The 23,724-nt window shown below is 63.9% G+C and carries 20 protein-coding genes; 8 read left to right on the forward strand and 12 right to left on the reverse strand.

The genetic code is table 11. The features are described from left to right. Together VGH41_RS20560 and VGH41_RS20565 are read left to right on the forward strand one after the other, a co-directional pair. Positions 1 to 755, forward strand: a 755-nt coding sequence (locus VGH41_RS20560) for a LysR substrate-binding domain-containing protein (RefSeq protein ID WP_331599391.1), incomplete at its 5' end; no start/stop codon positions are given. Positions 756 to 1,092: 337 nt separating this feature from the next. Continuing rightward, entirely contained in the window at positions 1,093 to 1,320 is a 228-nt protein-coding gene (locus VGH41_RS20565) for a hypothetical protein (protein ID WP_331599392.1), read from the forward strand. 222 nt (positions 1,321 to 1,542) lie between these two features. Here the strand turns inward: VGH41_RS20565 and VGH41_RS20570 are convergent, their stop codons facing one another. The 4 genes from VGH41_RS20570 to VGH41_RS20585 all read right to left on the reverse strand — a co-directional run bounded on the left by VGH41_RS20570 (position 1,543) and on the right by VGH41_RS20585 (position 7,641). Beyond that, positions 1,543 to 3,771 (reverse strand): NADP-dependent isocitrate dehydrogenase, encoded by a 2,229-nt coding sequence (locus VGH41_RS20570; protein WP_331599393.1) that lies wholly within the window; start codon positions 3,769 to 3,771, stop codon positions 1,543 to 1,545. Between the two features lie 483 nt (positions 3,772 to 4,254). Continuing rightward, positions 4,255 to 4,947, reverse strand: coding sequence for a TetR/AcrR family transcriptional regulator (locus VGH41_RS20575; RefSeq protein ID WP_331599394.1), 693 nt, complete (start codon positions 4,945 to 4,947; stop codon positions 4,255 to 4,257). A gap of 120 nt (positions 4,948 to 5,067) precedes the next feature. Beyond that, the gene (locus VGH41_RS20580) at positions 5,068 to 7,128 is read right to left on the reverse strand and encodes a M3 family metallopeptidase (RefSeq protein WP_331599395.1); all 2,061 of its coding nucleotides are present in this window, start codon (positions 7,126 to 7,128) and stop codon (positions 5,068 to 5,070) included. A gap of 108 nt (positions 7,129 to 7,236) precedes the next feature. Continuing rightward, positions 7,237 to 7,641: a GNAT family N-acetyltransferase gene (locus VGH41_RS20585; protein ID WP_331599396.1), complete on the reverse strand. Its 405-nt coding sequence runs from the start codon at positions 7,639 to 7,641 to the stop codon at positions 7,237 to 7,239. Between the two features lie 245 nt (positions 7,642 to 7,886). On the opposite strand from VGH41_RS20585, the gene VGH41_RS20590 reads away from it, so the two are divergent. Then, on the forward strand, positions 7,887 to 8,150 hold the full coding sequence (locus VGH41_RS20590) for a hypothetical protein (RefSeq protein ID WP_331599413.1): 264 nt from the start codon (positions 7,887 to 7,889) through the stop codon (positions 8,148 to 8,150). Positions 8,151 to 8,197: 47 nt separating this feature from the next. Here the strand turns inward: VGH41_RS20590 and VGH41_RS20595 are convergent, their stop codons facing one another. Both VGH41_RS20595 and VGH41_RS20600 read right to left on the reverse strand, forming a co-directional pair. Continuing rightward, complete coding sequence (locus VGH41_RS20595) at positions 8,198 to 10,168, reverse strand: hypothetical protein (protein WP_331599397.1); 1,971 nt, start codon at positions 10,166 to 10,168, stop codon at positions 8,198 to 8,200. Between the two features lie 529 nt (positions 10,169 to 10,697). Further along, positions 10,698 to 11,060, reverse strand: a complete 363-nt coding sequence (locus VGH41_RS20600) for a hypothetical protein (RefSeq protein ID WP_331599398.1) — start codon at positions 11,058 to 11,060, stop codon at positions 10,698 to 10,700. A 27-nt stretch (positions 11,061 to 11,087) separates the two neighbouring features. On the opposite strand from VGH41_RS20600, the gene VGH41_RS20605 reads away from it, so the two are divergent. Further along, entirely contained in the window at positions 11,088 to 11,876 is a 789-nt protein-coding gene (locus tag VGH41_RS20605) for a sulfite exporter TauE/SafE family protein (protein ID WP_331599400.1), read from the forward strand. 118 nt (positions 11,877 to 11,994) lie between these two features. On the opposite strand, the gene VGH41_RS20610 is transcribed toward VGH41_RS20605, so the two are convergent. Then, complete coding sequence (locus VGH41_RS20610) at positions 11,995 to 12,249, reverse strand: hypothetical protein (protein WP_331599401.1); 255 nt, start codon at positions 12,247 to 12,249, stop codon at positions 11,995 to 11,997. A gap of 231 nt (positions 12,250 to 12,480) precedes the next feature. Continuing rightward, positions 12,481 to 12,831 (reverse strand): BON domain-containing protein, encoded by a 351-nt coding sequence (locus VGH41_RS20615; RefSeq protein ID WP_331599403.1) that lies wholly within the window; start codon positions 12,829 to 12,831, stop codon positions 12,481 to 12,483. Between the two features lie 731 nt (positions 12,832 to 13,562). Between VGH41_RS20615 and VGH41_RS20620 the strand changes: the two genes are divergently transcribed. From VGH41_RS20620 to VGH41_RS20630, 3 genes are all read left to right on the forward strand, one after another. Further along, a complete protein-coding gene (locus tag VGH41_RS20620; RefSeq protein ID WP_331599404.1) occupies positions 13,563 to 15,035 on the forward strand; it encodes a TAXI family TRAP transporter solute-binding subunit in 1,473 nt (490 codons plus the stop codon). A gap of 251 nt (positions 15,036 to 15,286) precedes the next feature. Beyond that, entirely contained in the window at positions 15,287 to 15,928 is a 642-nt protein-coding gene (locus VGH41_RS20625; protein WP_331599405.1) for a 2-hydroxychromene-2-carboxylate isomerase, read from the forward strand. A 269-nt stretch (positions 15,929 to 16,197) separates the two neighbouring features. After that, positions 16,198 to 17,184 (forward strand): LysR substrate-binding domain-containing protein, encoded by a 987-nt coding sequence (locus VGH41_RS20630; RefSeq protein ID WP_331599406.1) that lies wholly within the window; start codon positions 16,198 to 16,200, stop codon positions 17,182 to 17,184. A 47-nt stretch (positions 17,185 to 17,231) separates the two neighbouring features. On the opposite strand, the gene xdhC is transcribed toward VGH41_RS20630, so the two are convergent. From xdhC to xdhA, 3 genes are read right to left on the reverse strand one after another with little or no spacing between them, the layout of a single operon-like run. Further along, positions 17,232 to 17,816 carry a xanthine dehydrogenase accessory protein XdhC gene (gene xdhC, locus VGH41_RS20635; RefSeq protein WP_414696688.1) on the reverse strand — a complete coding sequence of 195 codons (585 nt, stop codon included), beginning with the start codon at positions 17,814 to 17,816 and terminating at the stop codon, positions 17,232 to 17,234. Positions 17,817 to 17,841: 25 nt separating this feature from the next. Further along, positions 17,842 to 20,250: a xanthine dehydrogenase molybdopterin binding subunit gene (gene xdhB, locus VGH41_RS20640; RefSeq protein WP_331599408.1), complete on the reverse strand. Its 2,409-nt coding sequence runs from the start codon at positions 20,248 to 20,250 to the stop codon at positions 17,842 to 17,844. 28 nt (positions 20,251 to 20,278) lie between these two features. Beyond that, a complete protein-coding gene (xdhA, locus tag VGH41_RS20645) occupies positions 20,279 to 21,796 on the reverse strand; it encodes a xanthine dehydrogenase small subunit (protein ID WP_331599410.1) in 1,518 nt (505 codons plus the stop codon). A 390-nt stretch (positions 21,797 to 22,186) separates the two neighbouring features. On the opposite strand from xdhA, the gene VGH41_RS20650 reads away from it, so the two are divergent. Then, on the forward strand, positions 22,187 to 23,398 hold the full coding sequence (locus VGH41_RS20650) for an MFS transporter (RefSeq protein ID WP_331599411.1): 1,212 nt from the start codon (positions 22,187 to 22,189) through the stop codon (positions 23,396 to 23,398). Between the two features lie 76 nt (positions 23,399 to 23,474). Here the strand turns inward: VGH41_RS20650 and VGH41_RS20655 are convergent. Then, positions 23,475 to 23,724: DUF6900 domain-containing protein (locus VGH41_RS20655; protein ID WP_331599412.1), on the reverse strand; the 250-nt coding region annotated here is incomplete at its 5' end.

Genomic DNA, 23,724 nt, shown 5'->3' on the forward strand with positions numbered 1-23,724 from the left:
GCATCGCGCTGTTCGTGCGGCAGATCCGCCAGGTGACGCCGACCGCCGAGGGACGCGCCTATTTCGCGCAGATCCAGCCGGCCATTACGCAGATCGTCGAAGCCAGCCGGCGGGTGCGGGAAGGCCGCAACACGGGCGTACGGCTGTCCATGCCGCCCAGCCTCGCCGCCAAATGGTTCGCGCCGCGCATGGCCGATTTCCTGATGGCGCATCCGCAGATCGCACTGAATCTGAGCACGTCCACCGCCTACGTCGATTTCGGACTCGACGCCGTCGATCTGGCCATCCGCTATTTCAACGGCGTCGACGACAGTCTCTCGGTCCATCTGCTGTACGCGGACGAAGCGCGCGTCTACTGCAGCCCTTCCTACGCGAAGCGCCTGAAGTTAAAGCGCCCGGACGACATGCAACGGGCAACGCTGCTGCACAACACGCTCCATCCACACTGGCCAACGTGGCTCCGGCAATTCAGCGGGCTCAGCGAGCCGCAGATCGCGCAGATTGCCGGGCTGCATGTGGATCAGTCGCTGATCGCCATCGAAGCCGCGGTGCGCGCGCAGGGGGTGGTACTGACCAGCGCCTTGCTGACGCGCGCCGAAGTGGCCGACGGATCGCTGATCGACCCCTTCGGCATGGCGCTGCCGCTGCCTACCGGCTACTACCTAGTGCACCCGCGCAATGCCGAGCTGCAGGCAAGCGCCCAGACGCTCAAGGCGTGGCTCATCGAAACGGTCCAGGCCTCCAATGCGGCCTGAAACCCAAAACCCGGGAAATTTCATAATGCGGCATGAACCGTTGCACTACAAAAAATCGTGGTGCATGGCACAAACGGGGCGTTTCGCAATGCGCCCGACGTTCCACGATCCGGAATAAAATGTACAAGCCATTGTTTAATAACGGTATTTTTTAGTCAACCGAACCCACGATCAAAGCTCTCCACACGGAAGGCCGGCGTAGACTCTTTTACATGAGCTGGCGCTTGATGCGGTAGAACTCCACGACCTCCGAAGAAAGCGCCTGATGAGCCGGTCACCGCTGCGCAGACCGGCTAGCCACGGAATCGCATTTTTTATTGATCTTGGGAGATTAAAAATGGAAGGCTTTCGCTTTGGCTCGACGGAAGGATCGTTCTACATTCTGCCCGGCAAGAACGGCTGGGAAGCGACATACGGCAACGAGACGCTCGGAGAGTTCGCGAGCCCTCAGCAGGCCGCTGACGACCTCGCACGCGGCATGTGCTGCCCGCATCTGTCCGAAGCCGATACGTCGACACTGGAAATTCCGGAAAAACTCGAGGAATGGGAGGTCGTTCACGTGTGAGCGTGAATCTGAGGAGGCAACCGGCTGCAAGCACACGCAGATAAATGTGCTACGGGCGGGCCGGCCATGCGCGATGTTCAACGCATGGCCGGCCCGCCCGTAGCGGTCCTGCTTCGAATCCTGAGTACAGCAGCGATGGCGCCTTCGGGCGTCATCGTGCTTTTTGCTACCAACGCTAATGCTAATGCAGCTTAAGTACCCCTGAGGGTCCTGTGAGCTACCTTAAGCGACGCCGTCCACAATCTTGTTCAGCGTAGCGCTCGGACGCATGGCCTTGCTCGTCAGTTCGACGTTCGGACGGTAGTAACCGCCGATGTCCGCCGGCTTGCCCTGCGCCGCGGCCAGTTCTTCAAGAATCTTCGCTTCGTTGTCGCCCAGTGCCCTGGCGACTTCGGTGAACTGCGCCTTCAATGCCGCGTCTTCGGTTTGCTCGGCCAATGCTTGCGCCCAGTACAGACCGAGGTAGAAGTGGCTGCCGCGATTGTCGATGCCGCCCACCTTGCGTGCCGGCGACTTGTCGTTGTCGAGGAACTTGCCCGTCGCCTGATCCAGCGTCTTGGCCAGCACTTGCGCCTTCGGGTTGTGGTACGCGTTGCTCAGGTGTTCGAGCGAAGCGGCCAGCGCGAGGAATTCACCCAGCGAGTCCCAACGCAGGAAGCCTTCTTCAACCAGCTGCTGAACGTGCTTCGGCGCCGAACCGCCCGCGCCCGTTTCGAACAGGCCGCCACCTTCCATCAGCGGGACGATCGACAGCATCTTCGCGCTCGTGCCCAGTTCCATGATCGGGAACAGGTCGGTCAGGTAGTCGCGCAGCACGTTGCCGGTGACCGAAATGGTGTCCTTGCCTGCGCGGATGCGATCGAGCGAGAACTTCGTCGCTTCCACCGGCGTCATGATGCGGATTTCCAGACCGTTCGTATCGTGGTCCTTCAGATACTGCTCGACCTTCCTGATGATCTGCGCGTCGTGCGCGCGCGCCGCGTCCAGCCAGAACACGGCAGGCGTGCTGGTCGCGCGGGCGCGGTTGACCGCCAGCTTGACCCAGTCTTGCACCGGTGCGTCCTTGGTCTGGCACATGCGCCAGATGTCGCCTTCTTCAACCGCCTGTTCGAGCAGCACCTTGCCGGCTTCGTCCGTCACGCGAACCACGCCGTTCTTCTGGATCTGGAACGTCTTGTCGTGTGAACCGTATTCTTCAGCCGCTTGCGCCATCAGCCCGACGTTCGGCACGCTGCCCATCGTGACCGGATCGAATGCGCCGTGTTGCTTGCAGTCTTCGATCACCGCCTGATACACACCCGCGTAGCAACGGTCCGGAATCACGGCCTTCGCGTCGTGCAATGCGCCGTCCGCGCCCCACATCTTGCCGGATTCGCGGATCATGGCGGGCATCGATGCGTCGACGATCACGTCGCTCGGCACGTGCAGGCTGGTGATGCCCTTGTCCGAGTTGACCATGGCCAGATGCGGGCGTTGTGCGTATTGCGCCTTGATATCCGCTTCGATCGCGTCGCGCGTTTCGGCCGGCAGGTCCTTCAGGCGTGCATACAGATCGCCGATACCGTTGTTCGGATTGAAGCCGACCTTGGCCAGCGCATCCGCATGCTTCGTGAGCACGTCCTTATAGAACACCGAGACGACCTGACCGAAGATGATCGGGTCCGAGACCTTCATCATGGTGGCCTTCAGGTGCACCGAGAACAGCACGTTGTTGGCCTTCGCGTCGGCGATCTGCGCTTCGATGAAGCTGCGCAGTGCGTTCTTGCTCAGCACCGAAGCGTCGATGATCTCGCCGGCCTTGACTGCCGTCTTCTCTTTCAGGACCGTCTTCGAGCCGTCAGCCGCCGTCAGTTCGATCTTGACGTTGCCGGCCGTAGCGATCAGCGCCGATTTTTCGCTGCCGTAGAAATCGCCGCCGCTCATGTGCGCGACGTGCGACTTCGAATCCTTGTTCCATGCACCCATTTTGTGCGGATGCTTGCGTGCGTAGTTCTTCACCGACAGCGGCGCGCGGCGATCCGAATTGCCTTCGCGTAGCACCGGGTTCACGGCGCTACCCTTGATCTTGTCGTAGCGAGCCTTGACGTCCTTCTCTTCGTCCGTCGTGGCGACATCCGGGTAGGACGGCAGCTTGTAGCCCTGATCGCGCAGTTCCGTGATTGCCGCCTTCAGTTGCGGCACCGACGCGCTGATGTTGGGCAGCTTGATGATGTTCGCTTCCGGACGCGTGGTGAGTGCACCCAGTTCCGCGAGATCGTCCGACCCCTTTTGCTCCGCAGTCAGATAATCAGGAAACGCGGCGATGATGCGGCCGGCCAGCGAAATGTCGCGCGTCTCAACGGCGACGTCCGACGAGCGCGTGAAAGCCTTGACGATCGGCAGCAGCGAGTAAGTTGCCAGTGCCGGGGCTTCGTCGGTGAGGGTGTAGATGATCTTCGGCGATGTAGACATATCTGATGCGTTGCTTGATGAGATGAAAGACAGAGCGTTGGGAGCGCTGAGCCAACGAGGTTGCACCGTGAAACTGCAGCGCTACCCACGGAACGACTTTTAGGACGCGCCCGTGAGTATAGGCGCGTTTACCAGAATACGCTTCCTGACCTTGACAACCTGGGAGACATTCGGGCCGGTTTGAACGCTCTGATTTGAGCGGTTTTTCGCCCGTTTTCGGCGCTCCACGGACGCGGTTTCCGGGCGCCGAGCCGCTAGATAGCAGGGTTTGGAGCGTGCGCCGGATTTGCGCGTGCCAGTTGGCTGATTGAAATCAGATCTGTAAGAAAACCGTTAGTCAAGCGCCGAAACATACCTTTGCGAACCGCGCCTTGAATCCGTCCCGGCGGCGCAGTATCTATCTGCTCAAGAGCGATTCCGGCGCGCCAGTTCCCTAACGGGCTCGGGCGGAATGCGTCGCGTCGGGTTGGCGAGGAGCAGTGACTATCGGGCACGCGCGGCCGGCACGGGCTTGCGCAGTTTGCCGCCCCGGCCCGGAGCCGCCACGGGGAGCGCGACGCGCTTCAGGTAGGCGTCGCACAACGTCACGAGATGCTCGCGCAACGCGCGCATCATCTTCGGCGACGCCCGGCCCTCGAGCACCGCGCGGATCGGTCCCGTCATTGCGCTCAGGAAGATGAAGGTCACCGTCGGCAGATCTTCGAATGAGGCATCCGCTGCGCTTGCCAGCATCGACGAGGTGGCGGCGCGCATGCGTTCGGATGCTTCAGCGACGAGCTTCGCCGCATTCAGCTCGGCCGCCACGAGGTACAACGCGAGGGACTCGTCGACATTGGCGGTCTTCGCGGCCACAAAAGCGTGCACCAGCCGTTGCGTCATCACCGCCAGCGGCTGATGACGCTGCTGCTCGCAGGTCCGTTCGACGACTTCAGCCATGCCGGTCAGATGACGCTGCAGTACCGCGTACAACAATGCCTGCTTGTTCGGATAGTACTGATACAGCGTGCCCACCGACACGCCCGCCCGCTCCGCCACCCGCGTCGTGGTCAGACGGTGCACGCCGTCGCTGAGCAAAACCTGAATGGTCGCCTCGAATACCGCATCGACGGTGACGACCGAGCGGGCCTGGCGCGGCGTCTTTCTTGGCTCGAGGCCTCGTGCACTCTTCGATTCCATACGTGGATTGTGACGCTGAAGGACCGTTCTGGAACTGACATCCTATCCCAACCCACCCATCCACGACGCGGGCAATCTGCTCGATGCATGTGCAAATTGCCCGCTACGTCCAGTGCAACCTCAGACGGCCGGCGCTGCCAGCAAGCCGCGCTTCTCGAGCATCGGTTCCACTGACGGCTCGCGTCCACGGAAGGTCTTGAACGCGGTCGCCGGAGCGACGGCATTACCCACGCTGTAGATCCACTTCAGCAAACGCTCGGCGGTGGCGCGGTCGAACGGGTTGCCGGCTTCCCTGAACGCGTCGTAGCAGTCCGCCTCCAGCACTTCGGCCCACATGTAGACGTAGTAGCCCGCCGCGTAGCTGTCGCCGGAAAACAGGTGCTGGAAGTGCGCCATGTAGTGCCGCATGCCGATGTCTTCAGGCACGCCGAGCTGCGCGGCCTGCTGGGTTTCGAACGCGGCGATATCCACCGGTGTGCCGTCAGTGCGCGCATGCAAGGCCATGTCGAGCAGCGCCGGGCCCACATACTGCACCGTCGTGAAGGCCTGATTGAAGCGGCTTGCCGCGCGCAGACGATCGAGCAAGGTGACGGGAATCGGCTCGCCGGTTTCCACGTGCCGTGCGTGACGCAATAGAACCTCACGCTCCTGCGCCCAGTTTTCGAACATCTGCGACGGCAGTTCGACAAAATCCGCCAGCACGTTCGTTCCCGCCAGCCGCTCATAGCGCACGTTCGACATCAGGCCGTGCAACCCATGGCCGAATTCATGAAACAGCGTGCGGATATCGTCGAAGCCGAGCAGCGTGGGCGAGCCTTTCGCGAAGTTGTTGTTGTTCAGCACGATCGGCAGCGTGCCGCCGTTGCGGCCGGATTGCGAGCGCAGAATGCTCATCCACGCGCCGCTGCGTTTGGTCTGGCGCGCGAAGTTGTCGCCAATGAACACGCCGATCATCTTTCCTTCGGAGTCCGTCACTTCCCACAGACGGGCGTCCGGATGATAGAGCGCAACGCCATGGCGTTCGGTAAAGCGCACGCCCCACAAACGCGCGGCGCAATCGAACATGGCGGCGAGCATCGTGTCGAGCGAGAAATACGGCTTGACCTGCGCATCGTCGATCGCAAAGCTTTTCTGCCGCACTTTCTCCGACAGATAGCGCCAATCCCAGGCGGCAATCGGCGTCGGCTGACCCAGTTCCTGAGCGAGCGCGTTCAGGCGTTCGCGGTCTTGCCCGGCTTTGGCGATGGCAGGTTGCCACGCACGCTGCAGCAGTTCGTCAACCGCCGCCACCGAGGGCGCCATGCGATCCGCAAGCTTGAAATCGGCATAGGTTGCGTAGCCGAGCAGCGCCGCCTGCTCATGCCGCAACGCGACGATGCGCGCGGCAACTGGACGATTGTCATGCTCGCCTTCATGAGCACCCCGTGCGCGGCGCGCGCGCCAGACGGCCTCACGCAAATCGCGGCGCTCGGAGAAGGTCAGAAACGGTTCGGCCAGCGAAGGCGACAATGTGATGACGTGCGTGCCGTCCGGCAGGCCTCGCTGATGCGCCGCTTCGCGTGCCGCCGCACGAACGAAAGCCGGCAGGCCGGCGAGATCGTCCGCGTCATTCAGCGCCAACGAAAACGACGCTTCATCAGCGAGCACGTTCTGACCGAACTTCGTATTCAGCGCCGCCAGTTCCTCGACGATGGCGGCAAAGCGCGCTTTGGCTTGCTTGCCAAGCGTCGCCCCCGCGCGTTCGAAATCCAGATGCACGCGCTCCAGCAAACGCGTTTGCTCGGTCGTCAGCGACAGGCTGCTGCGCTTTTCATGCAGCACGTGAAGGCGCGCAAACAGGGCTTCGTTCTGATAGATCGCGTTTTCGTGCGCGGCCAGTTTGGGCCACCACTCACGCTCGATGGCCTGCAAGGCCGGCGAAGTCTCGCTCGACGAGAGGTTCGAAAACACCATTTCGATGCGGCGCATGCCCTGCCCGCAGTCATCGAAAGCGGCCACGCAGTTCTCGAAGCTCGGCGCCTCGGTGAGCGCCGCAAGCGCTTCGATCTCGCGGTTATGCTCGCGCATGACCGCTTCGAATGCAGCGGGGAAATGTTCGGGCCGGATGCGATCGAAAGGCGGCAGACCGTAGGGCGTCTGCCAGTTTTCGAGCAGCGGGTTGGAGTCTTGCGAGAGGGACATGAATGGTTTCCTGAGCGCGGGGAACACATTCTATTCCTCGCGAATCCGCGTTTGGACAAGTGTTATAGAGGCGGCGTTCGAGCCGTTCCGCCGTAGCAAACAGAACGATTACGCCTGCTGTGGATATTCGTAGTCAGTGTATTCGGCGCCCTTGCCCACACATACGAATCCTGCGGACTCGTAGAGGAAGCGCGCCGGATTGTTGTGGAACACACCAAGCGTCAACTTCGAAAACCCGCGTGCCCGTGCATCGCTCATGTATTGATCGAGCAGCACCCGGCCGAGTCCGCGTTGACGCTGTTCCGGCGTGACGTAGATCGATGCGAGCACAGCGGCTCCGTTGATGACTTCCCAGAAGCAGTATCCGGCGGGAACGCCCTCGTCCTCGACAACGAACATGCGATCCAGCGCGCCGGTCCACTGCCGCAGATGCCCGGCCATGGCATCTTTCCAGCGTTGTTCGTGTTCGGGTTCAATGCTTTGAATGTAGTTGAGCTCGCCTTTGTAGACCATTGGAAGGTCTGTCGGCTGCGCCTTCCGAACTGTATGTTTTGGATTCAATCCGCTTCCTTGTTTGAAAGCTTGAACGTGCGCATGTTCGCGCAGACGGCGGCATTCTATCCGCGTTATCGCGAGGCCGTTGAGCGATCAAAATTCATTGCCGCGGATTCTCCGGCGCGCTCGATATGGATTTCATCGGACCGTGGTACGCGCATTGCTGTGTAACCCGTACTACTTATTCCGACGAGGAGATCATCATGACGAGCCCGCGCAGCGCTATGGACGAAGACGTAAAACAGCCCGCCGACGGGCCTCCGACGCCAATCTCAAAGCCAATCGGCGATGCCATTCCAACCCCGGTGGAGCCCGGACTGGATCAGCCACTCCCGGAAAAAGGCGCCGACGGGGTCAGCGAGGATGACGCAGACGATGGCAAAGCGAGCGACGACGCCGACGATCCACTCGGCGACACCGAGACCCCGCCGGGTGTGCCGGCGCCGGGGCCATCCGACTTCGCATGAAGCATGACGGGCCGACGGGTGCGCCCTGGCTTCAACGACGCTCTTCCTCAATGATGCGCCGGCGGCTCGTGCGACGGTTGGGAGTCGTTCTCAGCGGGCGCAGGTGGCGCGGCGGCGGTCTGTGACTGCTGGATCGATCGCGTCACGATGCGTTTTGCGTCCGCGCTACTGGAATCCATCACCAGCGCATTACCGGCGCTTTGCCACGCACAGGTCCAGCGTCCTTCGTTTTCGCAGTTGCGCGCGACTTCCAGGGCGACGTCGCGTTGGCGCTGGCGATCGGCGAGTTCGTCACGCAGGCTCAACGCGTCGCGATTCTTCGGCTGCGCGGCAATCACCGCTGCTAGCTTTGCATCCGCGGTGGACAGGTCATCCCTCTGCAGGCTGGCTCGCGCTATCTGCAGGTTCTTCGATACGTCGGGACGCGGTTTGTCTGCGGCGGTTTTCACATCACGCTTTACGTCGGTCCTGATGTCGGTCCTGGCGTCGGTCGACGCCGGCGCAGCTTTGTGCGGAACAGCCGCAAGTGTCACTGGCGGCCTCGACGCGGAAGCCGGTTTCGATGCCGTGGTTTGCTGCGCAGTCACGCTCTGCGTAGCGCTCGATGCCGTACTTTGTGAAGAGCGCGGCGACGTGTTCGGCGGAACCGGAATTTGCGCCGTCATCTTCGGCGTGGCAAGTTTCGAAACCACCGGGTTTGGCGCGGGCACGCTCGACGCGGCTACCGCCTGAGCCGCGAGTCTGGCCGCGGGCACGGCCGGTTTCATGGTCTCCGGCGGCTGGGCGACTGCCATTGCCGCTGCCTTCGCGGTAGCGGGCGGCGCTGAAGCCGCTTTGCTCATGGCAGGATTTTGCGCAACCGTCATCGAAGCGGCGTGCGTCTGCGCGAGCGGTTTCGTCGCCGCGGGACTCTGCGCTGTGACCACCGGGGCCGTTGGCGCGGGCACAGCCGGTATCGCAATCGTCGGATTTTGCGCAACTACAACCGGACCGGCTGGTTTCGCAACCGCCGGGCTTTGCGCGAGCACCTTCGGCGTCTCAGCCGGCGCTGGCGCGGCGGGCTTCGTCATCGTTGGACTTTGCGCCAATACCTTCGACGCCGGACCCGGCACCGACACAGCCGCATTCGCGGCCGCCGGGCTTTGCGCGAGCACCTTCGGCGCCTCACCCGGCGCTGGCACGGCGGGCTTGGTCACCGTTGGACTTTGCGCCAATACCTTCGACGTCTCAGCCGGCACTGGCACAGCCGAATTCGCAACCGCCGGACTTTGCGCGAGCACCTTCGGTGTCTCACCCGGCGTCGACACAACAGGCTTCGTCACCGCCGGACTTTGCGCCGCCAACCTGGGCACGGGCGGGGCCGCTGAAACGGCCGACGCGTTTTGCACCACTGCCACCTTCGGCGCGACCGGTTTCACGACAGAAGGCGTCTGCGCAATGACCTGCGGCGCCACAGGGTTCGCCACGGCCGGGCTCTGCGCCGCCAGCCTGGGCACGGCCGGCGCCGCCATGGCCGAACTCGCCAGTACCGGTGGCCGCGGCGCGGACGCGGGCGGCGCAACCGGAGCAGACATCGAATATCTGGCAGACGGCTCCGACTGCTGTGTCATCACGGTACCGGACACCGCTTTGGACGCCACCCTGCTGGCTTCGTCCCCGGGTTTGAGGACGAAGTAGCCGCCGGCGGCCACCGCGAACAGCACGCCCACGGCCGCCGCGATCCACATGTGACGATGCCGGTTCGGTTTGACCCACGGATCGTGCTTCGCGTAAAACTGGTCATCCTCGACGCCAGCCGGCGTGTTCCATGCCGCCGGCGCGGCCAGTTGCGGCGCAACCGACGCACGCGGCGCGGGCAGCCGCGCAGCGGCCGACGTGGTGGAAGGGGAATACCAGCCGAGCGGATCGGACTGGCTCGCACCGCACGAAGGACAGGACGGCAAGCTGGCGGAAAGTGTTACACCACAGTGCCGGCACTGGATCGAATCGCGCTGATCGGAACTAATGTCTCTGAGCATTGACCGAACCGCCAATCATGTTGCGAGAACAGACATGTCCGCCTCGTTGATTGCGGCACGCGCAACCCACGGCGTCTGGCACGACTGGTGTTATCGAAAATCTTCTTTATTATCAAGGCGCCCCGCGAATGCATGAGCAGGGTAAGCGCAATATGATCTGCTTGAAAGTAAAGATCAATCGGCTATTTCGGCCAATTGGCGGAACAATCATATGAACCGCTGCACCGGGCGAAACGCCGCGGGTTGCCCAGCAAGGCTCGCGACCCGGCTGACACAGCGCGGTCATAAGGCTTCGCGCCCGGTGCGCCAGCCCACACTTCGACGATGATCGTCGCTGCACGGCGACGGCGCATGAAAATACCGGCGCGGCAGATCGGCAGTCCGTCTGTCGCGGGGATACGACAGGCATCGGCCCTGACGCCCGCGCAAAAGGAGCGCGACAGCCAGGGCAAATCAGCGCACACTCGCTTGATGCCCGGACAATTCGCCGGGCGCACATGCAAATGGGGAGCCCTGTCATGGCAAAAGGTCAGATGCGCAGCAACCGTGAAGTAAAGAAACCGAAGCAGGCCAAAAAATCGCCGCCCACCACCTCGCCCTCCGGCTCGCCGCCCATCAGGGTGACGCCGGCCGCCTCGGCCACGCCGAAGAAGCATTGAGCAGGCGCTGAGCGCTTCGCAAATACCGTTTCAGGTACGCAAGCGGCAAGCCGCGGACGATAAAATCCGCGACTTGCCGTTTTGCTTTTCGGGCCGTCCGTCAGCCGCTCGAAATCCCGCCGCCCGTTCCCATAACGACGCGAGGGCCCCAGTTTTGCGACAATAGCCGCTTTGCCGCGCCCGTTCGCCCCGCGAATAACACGTACGCCGCGTACGCCGGGCGCAGTCCGCAACCCCTATGGCCGGCAACGGTCCGCTCCATGGCACTTCCGCACATCGAACTTCTGTATACGGTTTCCGGGCTGTTTGTCGGCTTTCTCGTCGGACTCACGGGTGTGGGCGGCGGCTCGCTGATGACGCCGATCCTCGTCCTGCTGTTCAACGTCCATCCCGCTACCGCGGTGGGCACGGACCTGTTGTATGCCGCCGCCACCAAGGCGACCGGCACGCTGGTCCACGGCCTGAAGGGCTCGGTCGACTGGCAGGTGACGATGCGGCTCGCCGCCGGCAGCGTGCCGGCGGCCACCATTACGCTGATTCTGCTGCACCGCTACGGCATGGACACACCCGGCGCGGCCAAGCTGATCCAGGTCGTGCTCGGCGCGGCCTTGCTGATTACGTCAGTGGCGCTGGTGTTCCGGCCGCAACTGGCAAAGCTCGGCGCGGGCCGTCAGAGCGCCCTCACGCAGAGCCGCACGCTCGGCCTGACGGTGCTCACGGGGGCGGTGCTGGGCGTGCTGGTGTCGCTGACTTCGGTGGGCGCGGGGGCGATCGGCGTGACGGTGCTGCTGCTGCTGTACCCGCGCCTGCCGACCACGCGGATCGTCGGTTCGGATATCGCGCATGCGGTGCCGCTCACGCTGCTCGCGGGCGCCGGCCATTGGCTGCTGGGATCGATCAACTGGGCGATGCTGCTCTCGCTGCTGGTGGGCTCGCTGCCGGGCATCGCCGTCGGCAGTTATCTGTCTGGCCGCGCACCCGATGCGCTGCTGCGCAACATCCTCGCCGCCACGCTCACGCTGGTCGGCGTGCGGCTGGTGTTTGCCTAAGGGCAGCTTTGCCGCCTGGTTGTGTTTTTGTCCGGGAAGCCGGCGCTGCAAAGCTACGGCGCAGACCGGGCACCGGCCCGTCTGCTGCGGGTCGGCAAACCCCGTTTCAATAGACCGCCTACTTGAAAAACCGGCAGGTCAGATCGGTTTCGAACTCGCGCACCCAGTAGCCGTTGTCGTCGGCACGATACGACTGGGCCCAGCCGCCGCGCCGGATCGTCACCAGCTGGCGGTGATGCGCGAGATCGTCCGGATCCGCTGACCCGGTGATTTCAAAGTGCGCCGGCGCAAAGCCGTGCCGCGCGCACACCAGTTCGAAGGCTGCCCGATCGCCGATCGGTAAGTCCGTGTAGCGCTGAAGCGTCGTGTCCATGGTGGTTCACTCCGGTTCCCAGCCTTCACAGTACGCCTCAACCAGAGAAAGTTGTGTGTCAGAACGCACAGCCGATGAAGCCATCCCGGCATGCCATGGCGCGCTGCACAATCGGCGCGCCTCAGGTATCGCTCAGCGCCATGTAAAACGGGCCCTGGCAGCAAGCCAGGGCCCGTTTCGGGCACATCCGAACGCGCGGCGCCTGTCCGAAGACGGCGCCGCCGCATGCTTTTAGTGCGGAATCACAACCGACAGCTTGTTCGACACCGACGTCACGCCGTCGACACCCTTGGCGACGTCACCGGCCTTTTCGATCTGGCTCTCGTCAGGCACCGAGCCCGTCAGCGATACCGCGCCGCCACGTGCACGCACAGAAATGTTCGACACGTCGATACCCTGAGCCTTGGCAAGCGCGCTGCGCACTTTGCGGCCCAGCTGGCGGTTTTCCTTCTTGACGGTCTTGGCGCTCGGCGCAGCCATTGCGCCGCTTGCCATTGCATCGCTTGATTGGGCGTACGTATTGCACGCCACGACCACCGCCACCACACCACCCAGTGCCTTCAGAAAATCGACCGATTTCATGATTTCTCCTTTTTACTTCGGTTTGGACCGCATCTAACAAGCGGCTTCGTTACGACTTCCAGCGGCCGTACACGGCGCGCACCAAGGCGCGGCGAAGCGACGGCCGACTAAGGCTGTAACACGGTGTGCGAGAGGCAAGAGAGGCCGGCCCCGGCACCGCCTGAAGGCGTACCGGCCGGCTCGCTACGAAGTCCGCTAACGCGCCCGGTTCTACTTTGTCGTGCCGGGTCGCGCTGCGCAAACGTTGAATCGCAGCAGCGATGCACAATTTAATCTACACGCGCGAGAAGCGCAAAGGGTTTAACAAGGCTCTGCGGCATTGTGGGCACGGCATTGCAGATTTCGCTCGCGTTTTAATTGCAATCCGGACACGCCCGCTTCATATCCCCGCTTCATCTCCCCGCTTCACATTTCATTTACCGGCTGTTCGGGCCGGCTTCGCGCGCGCGTGCATTGGCTGGCCCATGCGCTGCTCCCGTAGCCGTTGCGCAGCGTTCACGATTTGTTACGCGTTTGTGCGCGCCTGGCGCCGCCGGGCGTGTGGTCTCCCAGACAATCTCATGTACCATCGGCGCGAGCGCGCCTCGTGTATCCCGCGCCTCCCGCAGTCCGGCGCGCAGCCTCTGGCGGGCCGCCGTCAGCCTGAAGGCTCAGCAAGCGCCGCGGCAGCCTGCGCGGCACACCGCCATTCACTGAACTCATTGAACGGCTCAAGCCGTCACGTCCATCCGATGAAGTCATCCACCGGCCGCACACCTCCTCGCCTCGTCGCCCGCTTTGTGGCGATCTCGTGGCGCGATCTGGCGGTATCGTTCGGTCCCATTGTGCTGATCGCCGCCGCGGCCATCTGGGTCGCGGTGCGCCTGATCCAGCCCGCGCCGCCCAGCACGCTGACGCTCAGCGCCGGCCCCGAAGGCAGTTCGTTCTGGAACGCGGCGCAGAAGTACAAGGCGATTCTCGCGCGCAATCGCATCACGCTGAACGTGCTGACCTCCGAAGGCTCGGCGGAAAACCTCAAGCGGCTCGCCGATCCTCACGGCAACGTCGATGTCGCCTTCGTGCAGGACGGCATCGCACCCGGCCAGAACAAGGACGGGCTGATGTCGCTCGGCAGCGTGGCCTACGTGCCGCTCGCGATCTTCTATCACGGCCCGACCGTCACGCGGCTCTCCGAATTCAAGGGTCAGCGGCTCGCAATCGGCGCCGAAGGCAGCGGTACCCGCGAACTGGCGCTGGCGCTCCTGAAAGCCAATGGCATCGAGCCGGGCGGCGCCACGAAACTGCTACCCCTCTCCGGCGACGACGCCGCCGAGGCGCTGGTCTCGGGCAAGGTCGACGCGGCTTTCCTCGCCGGCGATTCCGCGCAGCCGCCGGTGATGGGCAAGCTCTATCGCACGCCCAACGTGCAGCTCTACAACTTCACCCAGGCCGAGGCGTATGCACGCCGCTTCCCGTACCTGACGGCGATCCACCTGCCGATGGGTGCCTTCGATCTCGGCAAGAACCTGCCGTCGGAACCGATCCAGATGGTCGCGCCGACCGAAGAACTGGTGGCGCGCACTTCGCTGCATCCGGCGCTCTCCGACCTGCTGATCGAGGCGGCCCGCGAGGTGCACGGCAAGGCGAACGTGATGCAGCAGGCCGGCGAATTCCCTGCCCCGCTCGCCCACGACTTCCCGATCAGCGACGACGCCGCGCGCTACTACAAGTCAGGCAAGAGCTTCCTGTACCGGATCTTGCCGTTCTGGATTGCCAGCCTTGCCGACCGGCTGCTGGTGGTCGTCGTACCGCTGATCGTGCTGCTGGTGCCGGCCCTGCGCCTCGTGCCGGCACTGTATGCGTGGCGCGTGAAATCTCGCATCTACCGCTGGTATGGGGCGCTGATCGCAATCGAGCGTGGCGCGCTCAGCGAGACGTCGGCGGAGGAGCGCCAGGCGCTGATCGAACGGCTCGACGCCATCGAGGAGTCCGTTAATGGTCTGAAGATGCCGCTCGCCTATGCGGACCAGTTCTACGTGCTGCGCGAACACATCGGCTTCGTGCGCGAGCGGCTCACGCACGCCCGGGATCTGCGCGAGTCCCAGGCAGCCGGCGAATCAGGCGATTCGCACGAGCCCGGCAGCGCCGGGGAGCCGGCGAACTCGAGCGATCCGGCTCGTGAAGCAAGTCCGGACACGACAGACAAGCCGACCCATACGGCCTGACGGCAACGGCGCCTGCCCAGGATACCCTCTGGCTGGCACGAAGCAACTGCCTGATCCGAAGCAACCGGCGTGGCGCCCGGTCAGCGGCTGCTGAATAGATGCGGCAAGTGCACGGCGCCCCGGCTCCGCGTAAGATCACGACAAACTGGATGGTTTAGCAGACACGCGTAGCAGACGCGCGTAGCAGACGCGGGTACCAGACGCGCGCAGCAAGGCTCGCCATCCAGTTCCGAGCAATCCGGGAGACCTTTATGACCGATGGCATCGACGCCACGCAACCGTTGTGGTTTTACGACTTCGTCTCGCCGTTTACGTATCTGTTGCTCGAGCAACATGACAAGTGGCCGGGCTTTCCGTTCGTCTTCACGCCGGTCGTGCTGAACGAGTTGTACGGGCACTGGGGCCAGCGCCCCGCTTACGGCGTGCCCACCAAGCGCGTCTACATGTATCGTCACGCGCTGTTCCGGGCGGATCAGCTGGGCATTCCGTTCAAGATGCCGCCGGCCCATCCGTTCGATTCGACCAAACCGATGCTGCTCGCGATCGCCGCCGGCGCGGACGTGCAGTGCGTCCGCGAGATCTTCCGCTTCATCTGGCGCGAAGGACGCGACCCGTCCAGCGAGGAGGGCTTTGCCGCTCTGTGCGAACGGGTCGGAGTGCCCGACGGTCCCGAGCTGATCCAGCGCGAAGAAGTGAAGGCGCAGTTGCGCCGCAATACCGCTGATGCGATCGCGCTCGGCGTCTTCGGCGTGCCGACTTTCTGGCTCAACGACCAGTTGTTCTGGGGCGAAGACGCGCTGCCGATGGTGCTGTACTGCGCCCGCACGCCGAACTGGCTCGACTCGAAGGAAGTGAAGCGGATCAGTTCGCTGCCGTCCGGCCTGAAGAACTGATGGCGCGACCGTTGGCAGGTTGAAGCACCGGCGCAACCTCCGCAGACTGAATCGCCATCGCCGGGGCTGACAGCGGGTACCGCAGGTATGCTCCGCCCGGGCGGCCGCCGCGTGCGCCCGCGTGTGATGCCGGCCATACCACGCGCGCTATGGCCGGCGCACCGCAAACGGGCCTAAGGTTATGGACTACACGACCCGCTGCCTGAGCCGTCAGTCGACGCTCGCGTGCAGCGCGTCCCCGAGTCCGATCCTGATCCGCCGCCTGAGCCATGGACGACACCGCTGCCTCCCTCGATATCTGGCTCGTCCGCGTGCTGCGCACGCTGCTCGTCGAACGCAGCGTGACACTCACGGCGCAGCGCCTGAACCAGACCCAGCCCGCCATCAGCACGGCGCTGCGCAAGCTGCGCGAGACGCTCAACGACCCCATCCTCGTGCGCGGCAAATCGGGCATGGTGCCGACCGAATACGGCGAGTCGCTGCTGGCGTCCGCGCAACGGGTGCTACGCGAAGTGGATTTCGTCGCCACACCCCATGGGGATTTCGACCCGGGCCGCTCGCGCCGCACGTTCCGGATCGCGGCGCCGGACTATCTGAACGACTTCTTCATGCCCACCGTGATCGCGCAGTTTCGCGAAGCGGCGCCGCATGCGCGTCTGGAAATCGAGTCGCTCACTCCGACGCTCGATCACGCCGCGGCGCTGGATGCGGGCGAGCTGGATCTGGTGATCGGCAACTGGCCGAAGCCCGATACCCGCTTCGCGAAGAGCGATCTGTTCGCGGATACGGTGGTGTGTCTGATGCGTGCCGATCACCCGCTCGCGCAAGCGCCGATGACGCGCGAAACCTACCTGGCCGCGCCCCATCTCGCACCGACGCCGTATAGCGGCGCGCGCGGCGGCGCCGTCGATACCGGCTTTGCGCGCGCCAGGGCCGAGCGGCGCATCGTGACGACGCTGCCCTACTTCGGCCTCGTGCCGCAAGTGTTGCTGCAATCGGATCTGATCTTCACGACGACGCGCCGCTTCGCGATGCACTACGCGAGCATCCTGCCGCTCGCCGTGGTCGACGTGCCCATTCCGTTTCCGCGCATCAAGTGTTATCAGCTGTGGCATCCGCACCCGGACCGGCCGAGCGATATCGGCTGGTTGCGTACGTTGATGTCGCAGGTGTCGGACAGGCTGGTGGCGCAGAAAACGCGCCGGGTGAAGCGGCCGCGCGCGGCGCTGCAGGAAGTGACGACTGAAGTGGGTTGAGGGTGGTCGCGGGTGTCGAATGAAACGCTCCGCGCCATCAGCTGCGCTCAGGCACTCGCGTAAATGTCCGGCTGCGATGTCGCCGAAATACGCTGGACCACCCGCACCGCCTCGTGCGAACGCACCTGGAACAACTGGGCACAGACCGCCACGGCAATCGACTGCGGCGCCTTGTCGACAATCCCCGCCACGCCGATCGGGCAGGTCATCTCAGCCAGCCGCTCCGGATCGACGCCTCGCTCGATCAGACGGCGTTCGAACTTCACGCGCTTGGTCTTCGATCCGATCATCCCGAAGTACGTGAAGTCGCGCCGCCGCATGATGCGCGCGGCAAGCGCGAAATCGAGCGCGTGGTTGTGCGTCATCACGAGGAAATAGGCGCCGGCCGGCGCAGTGTCGACGATCGCCTCCGGCGTGTCGGTCGCCTCGATCTGCACGTTGGCGGGGACTTCGTCAGGGAACCACTCGTCGCGCTCGTCGACCCACTGGACGACGCACGGCAGTTGTCCGAGCAACGTGATGAGCGCGTGCCCGACATGACCGGCACCGAACAGGACGATATGCATCGGCAAGGGATTCGGCACAGCATGAGCGCTGCGCCGGCCGATCTGAATGGAGACATTGACGTTCATCGCGAGCATTCCGTTGGTGCTGCGTTTAGGGCCGGGCCACGGCCGGGACGAAGGCAGGCGCCGCTGCGGCCGCCGTTGCCGCCCGCACCGCACCGACCGCTTTCAGAATCTCTTCACTCGTCGCCGGCGCATTCAACGGCGGGTTGACCTTGTAGTCACCCACGCTCGCCACCGCGTCACGGATCGCGAAGAACACCGAGAACGGCAACAGCAACGGCGGCTCGCCGGTGGCCTTCGAACGGTGGATGCTGTCCTCCGCGTTCCTGTTCTTGAAGAGCCGGACGCGGAAATCGGGCGGCGTGTCGTTGACAGTCGGAATCTTGTAGGTAGACGGCGCGTGCGTCATCAGCTTGCCGCCGGCGTTCCACCACAGCTCTTCCGTCGTGAGCCAGCCCATGCCTTGAATGAAGGCGCCTTCCACCTGGCCGACATCGAGCGCCGGATTCAGCGACGCGCCCACGTCATGCAGCGCATCGGCGCGCAGCACGCGCATTTCGCCGGTCAGCGTGTCGATCACCACTTCCGACACGGCCGCGCCGTACGAGTAGTAGTAGAACGGCCGGCCTTGCAGCTTCGACTGATCCCAGTAGAGCTTCGGCGTCGCATAGAAACCGTCGGACCAGAGCTGCACGCGTGCCAGATAGGCCTTGGCGATGATCTCTTCGAACGGCACCACCGCATCGCCGACCTTCACGCGGTCGTGAGCAAAGCGCACGCTCGCGGCGCTCACTTCGCCCGCGCCATAGCGCCCGGCAGCGAAAGCAGCAAGTCGTTCGCGCAACTGACGCGCGGCATCCTGCGCAGCCTTGCCGTTCAGATCCGAGCCGGTCGAGGCGGCGGTTGCCGACGTATTCGCGACCTTGCTGGTGTCGGTGGCCGTGACGCGCACGCGGTTGAAGCTCACACCCAGTTCGTGCGCGACGACCTGCGCAACCTTGGTGTTCAGGCCCTGGCCCATCTCCGTGCCGCCGTGATTCACCAGCACGGAGCCGTCCGTATAGATGTGGACCAGTGCGCCAGCCTGATTGAAGTGCGTCACGTTGAACGCAATGCCGAACTTCACGGGCGTGAGCGCCAGACCTTTCTTCAGCACCTCGTTGTTCGCATTGAACGCCTGAATGTCGGCGCGGCGTGCGCGGTAATTGCTGGTCGCTTCGAGCTCGTCGATCAGTTCGTGGATCACATTGTCTTCCACCACCTGACCGTACGGCGTCTGATTGCGCTCGGTCTTGCCGTACAGATTGCGGCGGCGCACGTCGAGCGAATCCTCGCCGAGCGAACGCGCAATGTCGTCCATGATGTATTCGATCGCAAACGCGCCCTGCGGACCGCCGAAACCGCGGAACGCCGTATTCGACTGCGTGTTGGTCTTGCCGCAGAAGCCGTCGATCGCCACATCCGACAGCCAGTACGCGTTATCGAAGTGGCACAGCGCGCGGGTCATCACCGGGCCGGACAGATCAGCGGAAAAGCCGCAGCGCGACGTCATGTCGACGCTTACGCCCTCGATCACGCCCTTGTCGTCGTAGCCCACCTCGTAGGTGTAGTGGAAGTCGTGGCGCTTGCCGGTGACCATCATGTCGTCGTCGCGGTCCGGACGCAGCTTCACCGGGCACAGCAGCTTCCACGCAGCAATCGCCGCGCAGCACGCGAACAGGCCCGATTGCGATTCCTTGCCGCCGAAGCCGCCGCCCATCCGGCGGCACTCGACCAGCACGTTGTGCGACGCGACGCCCAGCGCGTGGGCGACGAGGTGCTGCATTTCGGTCGGGTGCTGGGTCGAACAGTACACGTGCATGCCGTCGTCGTCCTTCGGCACCGCGTATGAGATCTGTCCTTCCAGATAGAACTGCTCCTGACCGCCGAGCAGCATTTCGCCGGCCTCGTGATGCGCCGCACGGGCGATCTTCGCGCCGGCATCGCCGCGCGCGAGCTTCATCGGCGGCAGTACATGCTGGTTCGCCGCGCGCGCCTGTTGTGCGGTGAGAATCGCGGGCAGCTCTTCGTAGACGATCTCGGCGCGGCGTGCCGCGAGCCGCGCAGTTTCATGCGACGTGGCGACCACGATGAAGATCGGCTGGCCGATGTACTGGACGAGCCCGTCGGCGAGAATCGGATCGTCGCCGTGGATGATCGGACCGACATCGTTGGTGCCGGGAATGTCTCCCGCAGTGAAGATCGCCACGACGCCGGGCGTCGCGCGCACCTTGTCGAGCGACATCGAAACGATCTTCGCATGCGCCTTCGACGACAGCCCGAGCGCCGCGTGCAGCGTGCCCGCGACCACCGGGATATCGTCGGTGTAGGTGGCGCGGCCGCTCACGTGCAGATGCGCCGATTCGTGCGGGCGCGAGACATGCACCTGAGCGAAATCGTTCATCCGGTCTTCGAGATCCTGAGCGTCCTTCAGGAACGGTTCAGCTTGCTGATTCATTCGAGTTCTCCGTTTCCGTGTGACCGCGTCAGGCATCCGCGCAGGCTGCGACGACCGCGCGCACATCCAGCGAGGACCTGGGCAGCGGATCGTGCGGACGTGTTTCGAGCCAGAAGCGATACAGCGTGTTCTTCGCCGCTTCAAGACGGTAATTGCTGGTGGCGCGCATGTCGGAAAGCGGCGCGTAGTCGTTGCCGAGTGCAATCATTGCGGCCTGGGCGGTGGCTTCGTGCCATTCGGCGTCGCGCAGCACGGCTTCCGCGTGCGTCGCGCGCTTCGATGTCGCGGCCATGCCGCCGAATGCGATGCGCGGCTCGCGGATCGTGTCGCCGTCCGCGATGAACGAGAACGCGGCGCACACGGCCGAGATGTCCGAGTCGAAGCGCTTCGACAGTTTGTACGTGCGGAACTGCAGGTTCTGGCGGGCGCCGGTGCGGGTCGGCACCTTCAGGCCGACGACGAACTCGTGCTCGGCCATATCCTTCTTCTGGTAGGCGAGATACAGGTCTTCGAGCGCCATTTCCCGTTCGATTTCACCGCCGCGCACGATCACCCGCGCACCCAGCGCGATCAGGCCCGGCATCGAATCGCCGATCGGCGAGCCGTTGGCGATATTGCCGCCGAGCGTGCCGGCATTGCGGATGGGCAGCGACGCGAAGCGCTTCCACATTTCCGTCAATTCCGGATAGTGCTTCGCGAGTTCTGCATAGGCGGTTTCGACGCTCACCCCCGCGCCGATCTCGATCCAGTCGGCCGATGTTGCGAGGCGCTGCAGCGCGCCGATCTGGCCGACGTAGACGATGTTGCCCAGCTCGCGCATCTGCTTGGTGACCCACAGGCCGATATCCGTGCTGCCGGCGAGGATGCGGGTCGCCGGCCGGGCGGCCTTGATCTGCGCCAGTGCTTCGACGGTGCGCGGCGCGTCGAACTGCTGGCCGGCGTATTCATAGTGAAACGTGTCGCTGCGCGCGAGCGTAGTCAGGGTGCGCGACAAGGCCTCGAGATTCACCGGCGCTTTCGGCGCGGGCGCTTCGAACATGCGCACGGCTGCGTCGACGATCGGCCGGTAGCCGGTGCAGCGGCACAGATTGCCGGTGAGCGCGTTGCTGATGTCGTCGCGCGAAGGCACCGTGCGGTTCGCGCATTGATGCTCGTGGCCGTGCTTTTCGTACAGCGACCACATCGACATAACGAAACCCGGCGTACAGAAACCGCACTGCGAGCCGTGGCATTCGACCATGGCTTCCTGCACCGGATGCAGCGAGCCGTCCGGCTGACGCAGGTCCTCGACGGTGAACAGCGCCTTGCCGTCCAGCGTGGGCAGGAACTGGATGCAGGCATTGACCGCCTTGAAGTTGACGCCACCCGCTTCGTCGCGCTCGCCGACCACGACCGTGCACGCGCCGCAATCGCCTTCGGCACAGCCTTCCTTGGTGCCGGTGCAGTGGGCGTCTTCGCGCAGATACTGCAGCACGGTGCGGGTGACGGGCGCGTCCGTGATTTCGCGAATCGCGTTGCGGTGATAAAAGCGGATCGGCTGGCTCATATGTCTCGACTCTCAGATGTTCTGGGTCCGTGAGGACCTTGCTGCAGGGACGGTTCGAAAACTATCACCGTCAATATTTGCAACCCATAGCGGGGATCGCATGCGGGACATATCGTCGGGACGATAAAGAGAGGGTTTTGAGGGGCCCGCAGCTTATGAAGCAGTGGCAAAAACGCCGTATTTTTCATGACAATGCCATTTTATTGCCACATGAGCGCGAGCGCCCCAGTTGCTACATGACCCAGGCGGCGCAAGAAATCCCCGAGAAAGCGCCTTTATGGCCAACCGACACCCAATTTTGGACGCAAAAAGAATTAAGCAAACCCTGCAAGGGAATCGGTTCCATGGGAAAATCACGCCTTCCTGCCGTTTTCAAGTATCGTTTTCCCCATGTCCGCCGACTCAGCCACATCCCGCAGCGAATTTGCAGTCACCTTGCAGATCATTCCGGTCGTTTTTTTCACGTTTATTTGCTATCTGACCATCGGGATTCCGCTGGCGGTGCTGCCGGGTTATGTCCATGACGACCTCGGCTTAAGCGCGATCGTCGCCGGCGCCGCGATCAGCGTGCAGTATCTGGCGACGCTTGCCTCGCGCGCGCTCGCCGGCCGTTCGGCCGACACGCTCGGTCCGAAACGAACCGTTGCCATCGGGCTGATGGGCTGCGGGACGAGCGGCGTGTTGTTGCTGCTCGCCACGTTGTGCGGACACTGGCCGGCACTCAGCCTGACCTTGCTGGTACTGAGCCGTCTCGTGCTCGGCTGCGGCGAAAGCCTGTGCGGCACCGGCGCGATCCTGTGGGGCATCGGCCGGGTCGGCGTTTCGCATAACGCCCGCGTGATCTCGTGGAACGGTATCGCCACGTATGGCGCACTGGCCATCGGCGCCCCGCTTGGTGTCGCAATCGCGCATACGGTGGGCTTTCCCGCGCTCGGAATCGTGGTGATCGCGCTCGCGGCGCTCGGCTACTACCTCGCGCGGCTGATCGCGGCAGTGCCGGTGGTCCACGGCGAGCGCATGTCGTACCGGAGCGTCTTCATGCGCGTGCTGCCGCATGGCATCGGCCTCGCACTCGGCTCGGCGGGCTTCGGCTCGATCGCCACCTTCATCACGCTGTTCTACGCCGCACGGCACTGGCCGAATGCGGCGCTGTCGCTGACGGTCTTCGGCACGCTGTTTATCGGCGCACGCCTCCTGTTCGCCAATACGATCAAGACCTATGGCGGCTTCCGTGTGGCGATTGCGTCGTTTTCGTTTGAATGCGTCGGCTTGCTGATGCTGTGGCTCGCGCCCGAACCGCACTTCGCATTGGCCGGCGCCGCGCTGACCGGTTTTGGCTTTGCGCTGGTGTTTCCGGCGCTCGGCGTCGAGGCCGTCGGGCTCGTGCCGCCCGCCAGCCGTGGCGCGGCGTTGTCCGCGTATTCGGTGTTTCTGGATTTGTCGCTGGGGATTACCGGGCCTCTGGCCGGCTACATTGCCGGCGCGTTTGGCTACGGTTCGGTATTTCTGTTCGCCGCGGCAGCCTCCGCTGCGGCGGTGGTCTTGTCGACCATGATGTATCTGCGTAACGCTCGGGTGCCTAACGCGCCGGCAGCGACCTGAGAGCCGTCCTGCATTTGCCTGCGCGCCGCGATTCCAGGCGGGCGCGCAGCGCAAACTCAATCAGCCGGCCGACCGCTCAAGGGAAGAACATTTCGTGGAGCGCACGCGCATCCACAGCGCCGGCGCGCGCCACCCGCTGGCCTACCAGCAAGCCCACGTCGTAAGCGGCTTCGAGCGCGCGAGCTAGTTGTTCGATGTCGATGACGCGGAAATCCGCCGTCGGCTTGCCGATCGGCGCGAGCCTCTCAATGCCGAGAATATCCGTGGAAATCGCCTGTAGCAGCGCGAGGCGTTCGTCGTGCGCGATGTTTGTGGTGTTGCTCATT

Source organism: Paraburkholderia sp. (assembly GCF_036488795.1).
Lineage (GTDB): Bacteria > Pseudomonadota > Gammaproteobacteria > Burkholderiales > Burkholderiaceae > Paraburkholderia.